This is a genomic window from Chryseobacterium sp. (assembly GCF_041914225.1).
In the GTDB taxonomy this organism is placed as follows: Bacteria; Bacteroidota; Bacteroidia; order Flavobacteriales; family Weeksellaceae; genus Chryseobacterium.
Window position 1 is genome coordinate 203688 of the sequence record NZ_JAYSDT010000001.1, and the last position, 12625, is coordinate 216312.

The following is a 12625-nucleotide window of genomic DNA, read 5'->3' on the forward strand; positions in this document are numbered from 1 at the left end:
GCAGCGAATAAATCATTGAAGGTTGAAAGTCTTTGAATGTAACTCTGAGGTGAGATTCTTCCTTCGTCAAAAGGATAATTATGCAGGTGAAGTTTAACGTGAAAGTTTATAAGTTTTCTGCTATAAACGGATAGTCTTCAGCCTGACTGCTATGACTTCCGGCTTCCTTCTTCAAAACTAAAAGAGAGACTTTCTCAGTCTCTCTTTTATTATTTTAAAATCTGCTGGTCATAAAGAATATTGTCATCTTCATCAAAGCTTATGATGAGTACTTTAAATTGCTTTGCACTGTCGTTATTGAAGAACTTGATTCTTGGTGGAACGTAATCGCTGTCGAATAGGTTTGGGTTCCAGTACAGGGTTTCGCGGGTGTCGTTTTCAATTTTTTCCGGGGCGTTATCATCAATCATTTCAATAGGGAATTCAGAAGGTTTATCATATCCTTTGATGATGGCTGAGTTGTTCTTTTTCGCTTCTTTTTCGTTGCTTTTAGGTTTCATATTGCCTCTCATCGTATAGACGGCCACGGCATCGCCTACTAACCCTGCTCCTTTAATAATTTTTACCATCGCAATGTTGTCGACGGGAAGATTGGCAATCATGGAAGCATCTGTAGGTATTTCATCTAAATAAAGCTTAGCCTGCTGGCCCCGTATGTAAGGTACATTGACGCCTGTATTATTTCTCTGAAAAGTAAGGCCGGCGGCTCTTCCCTGCAGCCAGTCGAGGATGTTGACTGACCCTGAAGCGTGCTGGTCTTCATTCACAAAGTCAAATATGGTTGAATTGGCAGAAGTGAACATGCCGCTGGACAGCTGTTTGTCAAGCTCTGCTTTCGGGTCTTTCTTTTTTCCTACCAAAGCAACTTCCTGAATCTGTATGTCATTACTCTCTTTCTTTTTAATGTTTTTTTGAGTATTGATGGCTCTTGAAATTGTTGAGGGAAGCGTTTTATTTTTATCGGCTTTTACCAATGTATATTTTGTAGGCGGGAAATTGCCTTTGAATGTTGTAGGGGTAACTAACGGTTCTGCGGTCACAAACAGATCATCATTGCCTGATTCTTTATTTTCTGCATTGACGAATGCTGAAATTTCCAGAGGTTCACTAATGTTGAGGTTATTTAAATAAATATACCCGTTCTGATCTGTTTTAAACTGGCTGAATGCAGGCTGGCCCTGACCTGACTTTGATAATAAGTTAACCGTCGTATTGATCATCAGGGCATTATTTTTAACAGGTTTCAACCGGTAAGAAAGATATTGCTGAGACTGGGTTTTAATGGTGGGGGCAGCTCCGCTCAGTACGGAATTCCAGTCGAATCTTTTCCAGTTTTCAGAAATAAGCAGGGCATCCAGCGCTTCAGTGTTGGCATTTTTAGAGAAATACTGTGCCGGGCTGTCTATTCTTGTTGTAAAATCTCCTGTCAGCCAAAGTCCGCTTAAGATATTTTCTTCTTCCGGAGTTGGGGTCCCGTTATCTTCACTTACTACAACCGTATAATTTTTAAAATAAGATTCCGGAGAAAGATCAATGCTGTTGAAAGCTCTTGGTATTGTTTTCAGGCTTTGACCTACGATTTCAGCCTTCTCAATTTTTAAATTACCAGGTTTTATAAAACAAAGTCTCTGTGCCGCAATATTGTCCTGTTCATCAAAAATCACCAATTGTAAAATACCGTTGGCCCCGTTACTGATTTTGGTGGGGATAAGGCTTGATACATCATTGGTCAGATGGTTGATATTGGCTCTGTAAGCAAGATGATTATTGATAAGCCCTATAATTTTATACCCCTGAAGCTGTTGTTTCAGGTTAACACCTTTCAAGGTATATTTAATCCCTTCTTTGGAGCTTGAAACCTGTATATTCAAGCCGCTGTCCGCTACCGGTGGCAGGTCTATTGTCTGGCTTTTTCCCGCATTGTCCCGGATGATAGCCTGGTATTTCTTTCCTGCAGCCGGAGTTATTGTAAAAGAGGCTACATTTTTATCAAAAGATGTAAAAGTGGTAACCGGAGTATTTGGGTTCTGGCTGTCGATTACTTTTCCGGTCCAGTTTTCCGGCAGGGAAGAATTACCTGATAATCTTACTGCAAATTTTACCGGCGTACCGCTAATGAAAGTTCCTCCTTCCGGGAAGGCTTTGGCTGACCAGTCCGAACTTTTGGCAACCACCAATGATTCCGCAGAGTTCGGGTTATAAACCGGAATGGTTTTAACGATCTGAAAATCTTCATTAAAGTTGGTCATATAAGGCGTATATGCCCTTACAAAATAAACCTGCTCCGGAAGGTCTTCTTTCAGCTGAAAATCTCCGCTGCCTTCACCATTGGTAAGGAGCACGGTTTTCCAGTCAATTAATTTTTTATCAGAATTATAAAGCTCAACAAAGAGGGTAGTGGATAATGGCGAACGGTTATATCCGTCGAATACAAAACTTTTGAACCATATTTTGTCACCCGCTGCATATTGGGGTTTGTCGGTAAGTAAATATACTTTTTCCTGTTCGTAATTATTCTCAAGATTGGTGATGGCTTTTTCCAGTTTGGTTTGTGCCAGTACAGGCTGTACCATTGAAAGAAGCACTACACAGAATATATTTTTCATAGAAATCTCGGCGCATTTTAATTCTGTGCTAATGTAGTTAATTAAACGTTTCGGAAACTGATATTTACAGGTTATTTCGCAGGGAATCATAAAGAGGAAGATTACAGGCATATAAAAAGAGACAGCTGTTCAATAGCTGTCTCTTAAAGTCGTTATTTTTTAAAGTAAACCTTATCGTTTTTATTCAAAAAGGTTTTTAATTCTTACGGTTCAAGCCCTGGGCCGCCACATGAGCTATACGGAACGCATGTTAACTTATCATTTACAAAACACATTCTTACACACTCTGATCCTCCGGCAATTGTTTTTAATTCTGCTTTGCTAAGCTTTTTTAGATTTTTCATATGAATATATTTTATGTTCCTGACAAATCTCTACATAATTATTTTACGATGGATGACATTAACAAACTTTAACGCTAACATTGCCTGTTACTTTGACCATAATTTTTTCTATATTTAGAAAGAAGTATATGAGTATACTCATGTCAGGAAATGACTTGTTTTTGTATTTTGTACTCTGGTATTCCTGTCCATATAATTTAAAAGAAAACAATGCCGATAAACCTAATACCTCCGGACGGAGGCCTGTTATATAAAGAAACAGATATGACTCAGTTTTTCCCTGAGCCGTTAAATGCAATTACTGCTGTATTATTTTTAACCATAGCCATTTTCTGGACTGTTAAATTGAAGGGACATTTTAAAGAATATCCTTTTTTAACCTACTGCCTGGTTTTATTATATATTGGAGCCATAGGAGGTACTGTTTACCATTCATTCAGGCAATGGCCGGTTTTCATTATGATGGATTGGCTGCCCATTATGCTACTCTGCCTTTCTGCCGGATTTTATTTTATAGCTCAGAGTACCAGATGGTACTATGCTGCGGTAATGGTTCTTGGATATGCAGTACTGATGTTCGCTTTAAGGAACTGGATTCTGGCAGATAGCCCTTCTCTTTTTATCAACGTCAATTATGCCATCATGGCCTCGTTTGTAGTTTTCTCGGTATTAAGGTATCTGATGTATACCCAATGGAAAGCCGGCAAATGGGTAGGCTTTGCTGTATTGTCATTTGTTTTTGCACTGACGTTCCGTATCGCTGATAAATGGGAATGGTTCAGCTTCGGAACGCACTTTTTATGGCATACGTTTGGGGCGGTGGCGACGTTTTGTATGTTTAATTATATTTTTCTTACGAGGGATGTAATTAGGAAGAGATAGTTGGTTTTATTGTCAAGTTTACCTGCTTTAAGCTAGTAAATATGATCATGAAATTGTTCCAAACAGAAGGTTTTGGAAGAGAAGGGAGTAAAGGAACACCTATTTACATATAGAAAAAATACTTGTTTGGAGGGTTTTCAATATCCTTAGGAAAATACTGAATGATTTCACCAACTTTCTTCGAAAATTGAATAGTAATAGGTAGTCCGTCGCAATAACTGCAATTATTGAAATTCATTTTAGTCAATGCCAAAATTTCCTTACAAATATCTACTATCGGTGTCTCTCCTATATTTTCTATTGATAAAGGCATAGGAACATAAGCACCTGGATAGGTATCATAATATGGAATAAATCCATTAGTGTATAAATAAGCCTTTTCATTACTAACTTTTAAAAGTGTGCCCCGTAAAACTGGATAGTCACTATTTCTTAAAAGTCTTAATTGTGAGCTTTTAATAGTAACTAAATCATATTCAACATTATCTCCAAGTACTTCTTTTATTCCATCAATAATGCCATCAAGTTCATTATAGTCTGAATTAATATAAGCATCCCAAAAATCTGAGGTTTTATGTATTACAACTCTCTTTGGGGTATGTTTATTTATGAGTTTATATTGATTTAGAACGCTTATGATTAGTTCTTTTGCATAACCATATTTAAGGTGTGGGGTACTAACTCTTGTTTTTTCACTTTTCCATTCAAATTGTTTACCAGTAAAAACTAATCCCTTACCATCTTTATTAAATGCTTGAGCAATACTTGACCTCAAATGATTGTTTCCATCTTCATTAATTCTGTGAAAACTTATACCTAAATAGCAAGTATCTGCATCTATATCCTTTATTGTCCATGGTGTACAATTTGCAGTTTTATAATATTGAGCTACACAATAATTCCATGCAATCATTGATAAATCTTGTAAACTTTTTTTAGTACCATCAATTGTTTCCTCTAATATTATTTGAATAGGTATATTTTTATCTGTAGCTAATATATCAGCTTTTACTTTTCTTCGTAGATTATGAAAGACATTCCCTAATGTAAATGCTCCAATTTTCTTAAAAACATCTTTACCAATTAATACTATAATTATATCAGGTCTTACATATTCATATATCTACTTATAGTATTGGGGGAACTGCTCAAGAAAATGGGCAAAGAAGTCTTTCGGAGCAAGATTTTTATATTGGACAAGTTACGGATAATGAATATATCCGCACTAAATTTGTAGCAGAACAACTTGTTCTACAAGCTATTGTAGATAGAGGATTGAAAGCCAAGATAATGAGGGTAGGAAATCTTATGGGCAGAGCAAGTGATGGTGAGTTTCAGATCAATTTCAATAGTAATGCTTTTGTAAGTTCTCTCAAAAGTTATAAAATTTTAGGAGTATTTCCTTTAGATGAAATGACAAATTCTATTGAAATTTCACCCATTGATAAAACTGCAGAAGCTGTAGCAAAACTTGCGAGCACTCCACAAGATATGATTATATTCCATCCGTATAATAACTATAAAATAGATATGGCTGCTATTGTGAAGTCATTTAATGATTATGGTTATAAAATTGATGTAGTTTCTAATAATATCTTTTCAGCCCGTATTTTAGAAATGATGGGGAACATCGATAAGGCAGTATATTTACAAGGACTTATGCATTTTGGAAAGCTGAATGAAGGTCTGTCAATTGTAGAACCTGTGAATAATTATACAACAAATATATTGTATCGTCTAGGTTTTTATTGGAATCAACCTAATACCAACTATATCTATACCCTTATAGAAATGTTGGACGGATTAGGCTTTTTTGATGATTATAAATTAATGAAGGGAGGGGAAAAGAAAACAGACATTTATCTTTTATAAAATAATAATAAATTAGGTTACTGTTTGATTGTAATAGTAACCTAATTTATTATAAAAAAAATTGTTTTGTGAAGGAATTAATCTTTTTGAATTATTTTAGAATGCAGAATGTGGCTACATAGCCTTTTTCTTGATTAATAATTGATTGAAAATGATACTGAGAATAATTTTGTAAAATGTTAGGTAAAGTTTGTTCATCTATTCCCTTGCCTATTAATTTGATAAGACTTTCTTTCTTAGTCCATAATAAAGTAAATTCTATGGCTGAATTTTCACTTATTTCTACCTGTTGATATTCTTGTGGATTAAGGACATATTGGGCAAAGTTAGAATCGAAGGAATCTATTTTTTCAACATCTACTCCTACAGGACGTTCTGAAATATAACAGGCAGCAGCATTTTCACAATGGCTCAAATTAAAATGAATATTTGGATAATTAATTAATGAAGGTTTTTTGTATTGGTTATATGTAAAAATAGGAGGATCCGAAATACCATACTTATTTTTAAGTCCTTTTTGTAGGAGTAAGTAACTTTTAAGACTTAGCTCCCGATCAAGAGTAGTCGTATAACTGCGTATTTTCTCTTGTCTTTCTAGGGATACACCGCTTAAATGAAACTCAATCTCATTATCACTCCAATATCCAATACTATCATCCAAATAGAGCATAGCTTTTATTATCATCTAATGGATCAAACAAAGCTGAGAATCCTGTCATGTCAAAAATATCCTTTACTTCAGGACGTAATTGAGTAAGGAAAAGTTGGCCATTCATACTATTTATATATTTAAGTAATGTTATAAAAACACGCAAACCATTGCTATTTATGTATTGTAATCCAGAACAGTCTATACAAACAACAGGTTTATCCTCATTGAATAGAGGTTGAATGCATTGAGCAAATTCTTTATCCATACATCCATTAATTTGAACGAGAGTTTTGTGGCCTATTTTACTGATATTTTTTTTCATGTTTATTTTATAAAGTCGTAAAATTAGCGAAAAATTGATCATCAATAAAAGAAGTATATCCATGATATTAATCAGGATTTACAATAAATCATTTTGTTTATAATCAGATTATGTAGGTGTATGTTTTCTTGAATTGCAATAATTTTTTATAATTTACGAGTGAGTAGTTTTACCACTTAAGAAGTGGAATAAAAACAGAAGATAAAAGTCTTTTGCTCACTACTATATTATTCGATGGAATTAACCAGGGCTTATGAAATAGCAGAATTTTCTCCCTATACATCATATGCTAAACTTTCCTTAATACAGTCATGGTATGTCCGTAAAGAAACCTATTCCTTATCATTAGCTAGTATTATAAATTATCATCATTAGCATCCATTTTCTGTCTATTGGGGAGAAAGGAAAACATCTTCTTCAGATGGTCGGCATTTTGCTACAGGAAGTCATGCTAAAAATAAGGACATGTCAATCCTAAGTACAGCTCAGAGCCGGAAGCTCAATTCTATACTCATATCAATACATTCCTTTTTATTCTGAAGATATAAGTATGGTAGGGAGACTCAACTTATATAATTGATGGTTTACTGTATCATGAATCCGAACTACAGATTGAAGAACATTATACGGACACCACAGGGTTTACCGATCATATACTTGCGTTGATGTAGCTTCTTGGCTTCTGATTTACTCCAAGGATTAAAGATCTTTCGGATAAGAAAATATATTTACCTCCAGGGGACCATGATTTTTCTGTATTGTTGGAGCATATATATGAAACAATCAATATTAAGAAGATTACTAAGAACTGGACGATATCTTAAGATTAGCTGTTTCAATTAAAAAAGGAACTGTCAAAGCTCCTCTTATTATCCGGAACATAGGAAGTTATCCCAGGCAGAACGGATTTGTAACTGCTCTTAGTGAATTTGGAAAAATAGAAAGATCTTTATTCATGTTAGGTTGGTATGTAGGTCCTGCTCTTAGAAGACGAGTTACTATAGGGCTCAATAAAGGAGAAGCAAGGAGCGCTTTAGCCAGAGAGGTATTTTTCAATCGGGTGAAATAAGAAAAAAGTATAGAAAGCCAAAGCATCAGGTAAGTGGGCTTAATTTGCTGACAGCTGCCATTATACTTTGGAATACAGTCTATCTTGAAAGAGCTGTAAATTACTTGAAGAGTAATGAAGAAATAATCGATGAAAATCTTTTGCAATACCTCTCTCCTTTAGGTTGTATCCATCTAAATGGGGTTACATTTTCAAATTTTCTATTAGAATTTAAAAATTAATAGATTTTATCCTTATCCTAAATGTTTCCGTTTCTTCAGCTAACCTCAATATTATCTTTATATACGGATATACAATTATCAATTCATTTATTTTCTTCTAATTCTCGCTTCAAAGTAGTAATCCGTTCATCTTTACCGTTATGATGCCAGCCCGGAGCATTGAATATATACCCCAATTTCGCTTTCCATGTAGGTGCATTTCGGATATCCTTTATCATATTTCCAAACTCGTCAAAGACGATATGAAAAACATTATAAGTATGAATATTATGATAGATTCCGTAGTCCGTCGTTTTCTTTTCTTCCGCTTTATACGTGCCGAAAAGATGATCCCAAATCATCAAAATACCCCCATAGTTGTTATCTAAATTTTCAACTCTTCGAGAATGATGCACTCGATGGTTGGATGGTGAATTAAATACTTTATCGAACCATCCTAATTTTCCAATAGCATTGGTATGCGGCCAAAATTGAAAAATCAAATTAAATTGATGCATCATAGCAATCATAATAGGATGGAAACCAATAATAATAAAAGGGATATACCAAATGTCTCGATATATGATTTCAAACCATCCTTGACGCAATGCAATAGTAAGACTCAAATGAGTAGCCGAATGATGATTGACATGACCTGTCCAAAATAATCTGATTTTATGGCTCAATCGATGATGCCAATAAAATCCAAAATCCTGAACAATCATAACCAATAACCAAAGCCACCAGTGATCTATATGCCATTTTAAAGTGAAAAAATCATTGAAATCTTTGATCCCGAAAATATCGGTAAGTCTAAAATGATTGTAAATCCAAAAAAAGTAGGATAATGAAATAGCTTTCATCCCAAAGTCTAACATTACCGCCCCTATTCCCAATCCGATACTCGATACATTATCTTTAATGAGTTGGATATATCTCAGTTTGTATCTTTGCTCAATATTTTGTATAAAGGATGGATTTTTTTAAAGTTACGACATTATAAAAGACAGCTTTAGCCAAGGCCTTTTCTAGAAACAAATGATGAACAAATTACTACTTTAAAATAGATCCAATTGTAAAGTAAAAGAATTCTGTTGAAAAAGTTTATTCATTTCTGTAAATTTTAATGTTAACTATCGTAAAGCTAGAGTGTTCCAGCTTTAACCAAGTATAATTTCTTATACTTGAATCTAAATGATAATTAGAGTATGAAAACTTATACTATTTTAACTAGTGCAAAACTGAAGATAAATTTCTAATAACTTTTATAGTTTTAGAACTATATATTATATAATTTTCACTTATAGAGATATGCTATGCATTGGATGATAATTCGAAATTATAGCACCTGCTAAATTACCCAATCCCTGGGTTTGGATATTTTTATCTTCAATGATTAGGAAATACAATAAAATTTTTATATTTTATGGAATATTGGCCCGATGGCCAAAGAGGCAATGTAAAGACAGTTTTCAGAAGCAATAAGCGATCACACTGAACAAGTTTTTAATGAATTAGTCAATACTTAATCTGACAGATATAATCAAATTGAATAACTTTAAAACAGATTAAGTATTATGACTACACACCAAAAAATCATCAAAAAATAAGTTAGGTGTACTTGAATTAACACAACATTTAGGAAACGTATCCAAGCCTGCAAAGTAATGGGATATTCCCGAGATAGTTTTTATAGATTCAAAGAATTGTATGAACAGGGAGGCGAATTAGCATTACAGGAAATCTCAAGAAGAAAGCCAGTGTTAAAGAATCGTGTAGATGAAGCTATAGAAAAGGCTGTTGTTGAGATAGCCATTGAGAACCCTGCTTTAGGGCAGCTTAGAGTAAGTAATGAGCTTAAAAGGAAAGGCTTTATTATATCTCCGGGTGGAGTTAGAAGTATTTGGTTAAGACACGATCTATATACGTTTAAACTAAGATTAAAAGCCCTAGAAGCCAAATCTGCTCAAGATGGTGTAAGTCCTTACTAAATCTCAACTTTCAGCACTAGAAAGGGCTAAGGAGGAGAAAAAAGCTCATGGAGAAATTGAAACTTATCATCCTGGATATTTAGGTGCTCAAGACACTTATTATGTAGGCAATATAAAAGGAGTTGGACATATCTATCAGCAAACTTTTATTGACACCTATTCCAAAGTAGTATTTGCAAAGCTATATGACCGTAAAAACGCTCTTATTGCTGCTGATATGCTTAATGATCAGGTGATTCCTTTCTTTGAGCAACAGGAACTTCGTTTACTCAGAATTTTAACCGATAATAGAGGAACTGACTATTGTGGGATAAGAGAACAGCATGAATATCAGCTCTATTTGGCCATTGAAGATATTGATCACACGAAGACCAAAGCTAAAAGCCCTCAAACCAACGGTATCTGTGAACGTTTTCACAGGACAATTCAGGAAGAATTTTATGCCATAGCTTTTAGAAAGAAAATTTACAGAAGTATTGAAGAACTGCAATTAGACCTGAACAGCTGGTTGTCGTATTACAACAATGAAAGAACGCATACGGGAAAACATTGTTATGGTAAAAACACCAATGCAGATGTTTCTAGATAGTAAAACTATTGCAAAAGAGAAATTATTGGAAACTTTTGCAGAGGAACAAAAAATCCTTACTTTTGGAAATAAGGATAATATTGGATAACTGACAATTATTTTTAACCCCTAACTGTCAGATAAAGTCGTGGCTATTACATTTTAGATATTCTACTTGAAATTTTTAAAATAGTCTTGAACTGCTTTGGAACAGTTCTATAATTTTTAAGCCAATCTCATGGGCGAATTCTTCCATAATATCAAACGTTGACTGTTCCTTAGGGGTCTATGTGAAGCATTTTAATGCTTTTCTTTTCATCTACTAGTTTAAGGTTCGTTTCTTAAATACTTATAGTACTCTTCATTCTTGGATTCTTTCAAGAATTTAGATTTCCTAATGAGCTATGCGGTCTGTAATCATTATAATCCAACTTCCATGCATTTAATTTTTCCTGTACATACTGAAGCGACAAAAAACCAATTTACGCTTAGGCACTCATCCCTCAATGAACCGTTAAAGCTCTTTATAAATGCATTATCAGTAGGTTTTTCAGATCTGGAGAACTCCATTCTACGTTATTTTCATAAGCCCATCGATCCGATTCTTTGCTGATAAATTCAGGGCCATTATCTATCTGATATGCTCGGGAGAAGCCTTCCCTTCAAAGGTAATGTTTTTTTAACTGTTTTAATGCAAATACAATTTGGCTCTCTGTAAATCTGCTCTTTTTCATAAGATTTTTCTTTATTTAAAATTAATTATTTTTGAAAATCTCTACTTTTAATTGATACTGTTTTTTGGGAAAAGGTCAAATTTCTTCATATCGTAATCTTTTCGTTTGATTTTTGCAATTATTAGTTTGAATTCTGTCTACTTTAAAAGAAACACTATTTATAGTTTTGTCTTAATAATCTTTAGAAGCACATTCCCTAAAGAACAATAATTTAGCTGTTAAAGATTTAGTAAAATATTAATTTACAAATAAATAACACATAATAATATAATAATTGAATCTTATGAAAAAAACAATATTAATAACAGGAACAGGAACTTTTGATGGTTTCGGACATGGAGTAGCATTAGGTTTAGCTAAAGATCATAAAGTAATCGCAGGGGTTCTAGATAATAATGAAAAAACCAATTTTGAAGATAAAATAAAAGGACGAAACCTAAATATAGAAATCATTAAGCTAGATATTACTAATGATGATGACTTAAAAAAACTAGATGAATATAGTGTAGATATTTTAGTTAATAATGCAGGTATTGGAGAAACAGGTCCTCTGGTTGATCAACCTTTTGACAATTTTAAAACAACCTTTGAAGTCAATGTTTTTGGAACCTTTAAAATAACGCAAAAAGTATTGCAAATGATGCTCGCTAATAAAAACCCAGGAAAGGTTTTATTTATTTCTTCTAATGCAGGGCTTCAGGGGCTGCCAAATCTATCATCATATGCAGGAAGCAAGCATGCCATAGAAGCCATGGCTTCGTCTCTGAAAAAAGAAATGAACAGATATGGAATCAAAATAGCTGTAATTAATCCAGGGCCTTATGCTACAGGATTCAATGAACGCATAATGGATACAGCCAAAAAATGGTATAATAAAGAGAAATCATATGTAGATCACCAAGATTATCATTATTATGATGAGATCTTAGCAAATGGTCAAGCAGATCCTCAAGAAATCATTGATGAAATGATAAGAATTATTCCTTTATATCAGCATCCATATCGAATTTTTTTACCTGAAAAAGTTGCTGATGAAGTAAAAAAAGAACAAGCCGAAACATGGGAGGAGCAAGTTTAAATATTGAAATAATGTCTTTCAAAATGAATTCGCTATAAGGGCTATAAATAAAGCAAGAGAGCTCTCAGCCTCTATTTCAGTTGCTATTGTTGACGAAGAAGGATATCTATTGTTTTTCTTTAAAATGAATGGTTGCTTTAATGCAGCCATAGATACAGCTATTAACAAATCCAAGACCGCAACGGATAAACAAATGTCAACAAAAGACCTGAATAAGTTCTATAGAAATGAGCAATTATACGGTGTGAAGATTAATAATAATAATAATAATAATAATAATAATAATAATAATAATAATAATAATAAT

9 protein-coding genes and 3 pseudogenes are annotated in these 12625 nt (G+C 33.7%); 6 read left to right on the forward strand and 6 right to left on the reverse strand.

The window, feature by feature from the left end; all coding sequences use genetic code 11:
- Positions 1-209: 209 nt before the first annotated feature.
- Entirely contained in the window at positions 210-2606 is a 2397-nt protein-coding gene (locus tag ACE3RB_RS00885; protein ID WP_374462453.1) for a TonB-dependent receptor plug domain-containing protein, read from the reverse strand.
- Positions 2607-3160: 554 nt separating this feature from the next.
- Here ACE3RB_RS00885 and ACE3RB_RS00890 point away from each other — a divergent pair.
- Entirely contained in the window at positions 3161-3832 is a 672-nt protein-coding gene (locus ACE3RB_RS00890; protein ID WP_374462454.1) for a hypothetical protein, read from the forward strand.
- Between the two features lie 103 nt (positions 3833-3935).
- On the opposite strand, the gene ACE3RB_RS00895 is transcribed toward ACE3RB_RS00890, so the two are convergent.
- Positions 3936-4745, reverse strand: a complete 810-nt coding sequence (locus ACE3RB_RS00895) for a hypothetical protein (RefSeq protein ID WP_374462455.1) — start codon at positions 4743-4745, stop codon at positions 3936-3938.
- Between the two features lie 206 nt (positions 4746-4951).
- Here ACE3RB_RS00895 and ACE3RB_RS00900 point away from each other — a divergent pair, with 206 nt between their 5' ends.
- Positions 4952-5704 (forward strand): SDR family oxidoreductase, encoded by a 753-nt coding sequence (locus ACE3RB_RS00900; RefSeq protein WP_374462460.1) that lies wholly within the window; start codon positions 4952-4954, stop codon positions 5702-5704.
- Between the two features lie 91 nt (positions 5705-5795).
- Here ACE3RB_RS00900 and ACE3RB_RS00905 read toward each other — a convergent pair whose 3' ends face one another.
- Together ACE3RB_RS00905 and ACE3RB_RS00910 are read right to left on the reverse strand one after the other, a co-directional pair.
- Positions 5796-6365 (reverse strand): 4'-phosphopantetheinyl transferase superfamily protein, encoded by a 570-nt coding sequence (locus ACE3RB_RS00905; protein ID WP_374462456.1) that lies wholly within the window; start codon positions 6363-6365, stop codon positions 5796-5798.
- On the reverse strand, positions 6358-6678 hold the full coding sequence (locus ACE3RB_RS00910; RefSeq protein ID WP_374462457.1) for an STAS domain-containing protein: 321 nt from the start codon (positions 6676-6678) through the stop codon (positions 6358-6360). Before ACE3RB_RS00910 ends, ACE3RB_RS00905 begins: the two co-directional genes overlap by 8 nt.
- Before the next feature lie 572 nt (positions 6679-7250).
- Between ACE3RB_RS00910 and ACE3RB_RS00915 the strand changes: the two are divergent.
- Positions 7251-7926, forward strand: a pseudogene (locus ACE3RB_RS00915) (Tn3 family transposase); the annotation flags it as partial.
- A gap of 125 nt (positions 7927-8051) precedes the next feature.
- On the opposite strand, the gene ACE3RB_RS00920 reads toward ACE3RB_RS00915, so the two are convergent.
- Positions 8052-8825: a sterol desaturase family protein gene (locus tag ACE3RB_RS00920; protein WP_374462458.1), complete on the reverse strand. Its 774-nt coding sequence runs from the start codon at positions 8823-8825 to the stop codon at positions 8052-8054.
- A 703-nt stretch (positions 8826-9528) separates the two neighbouring features.
- On the opposite strand from ACE3RB_RS00920, the pseudogene ACE3RB_RS00925 reads away from it, so the two are divergent.
- A pseudogene (locus ACE3RB_RS00925) lies at positions 9529-10615 on the forward strand (IS481 family transposase); the annotation flags it as partial.
- Between the two features lie 268 nt (positions 10616-10883).
- Here ACE3RB_RS00925 and ACE3RB_RS00930 read toward each other — a convergent pair.
- Positions 10884-11144: pseudogene (locus ACE3RB_RS00930) on the reverse strand (integrase core domain-containing protein); the annotation flags it as partial.
- 379 nt (positions 11145-11523) lie between these two features.
- Between ACE3RB_RS00930 and ACE3RB_RS00935 the strand changes: the two are divergent.
- Together ACE3RB_RS00935 and ACE3RB_RS00940 are read left to right on the forward strand one after the other, a co-directional pair.
- The gene (locus ACE3RB_RS00935; protein ID WP_374462459.1) at positions 11524-12318 is read left to right on the forward strand and encodes an SDR family oxidoreductase; all 795 of its coding nucleotides are present in this window, start codon (positions 11524-11526) and stop codon (positions 12316-12318) included.
- A gap of 43 nt (positions 12319-12361) precedes the next feature.
- Positions 12362-12625: heme-binding protein (locus tag ACE3RB_RS00940; protein ID WP_374462461.1), on the forward strand; the 264-nt coding region annotated here is incomplete at its 3' end.

Excerpts from the sequence above, each read along its gene's own strand:
- ACE3RB_RS00910 (WP_374462457.1), bottom strand. The coding sequence starts at position 6,678 with ATGAAAAAAAATATCAGTAAAATAGGCCACAAAACTCTCGTTCAAATT.
- ACE3RB_RS00935 (WP_374462459.1), top strand. The coding sequence starts at position 11,524 with ATGAAAAAAACAATATTAATAACAGGAACAGGAACTTTTGATGGTTTC.
- ACE3RB_RS00890 (WP_374462454.1), top strand. The coding sequence starts at position 3,161 with ATGCCGATAAACCTAATACCTCCGGACGGAGGCCTGTTATATAAAGAA.
- ACE3RB_RS00920 (WP_374462458.1), bottom strand. The coding sequence starts at position 8,825 with ATGTTAGACTTTGGGATGAAAGCTATTTCATTATCCTACTTTTTTTGG.
- ACE3RB_RS00895 (WP_374462455.1), bottom strand. The coding sequence starts at position 4,745 with ATGATTGCATGGAATTATTGTGTAGCTCAATATTATAAAACTGCAAAT.
- ACE3RB_RS00885 (WP_374462453.1), bottom strand. The coding sequence starts at position 2,606 with ATGAAAAATATATTCTGTGTAGTGCTTCTTTCAATGGTACAGCCTGTA.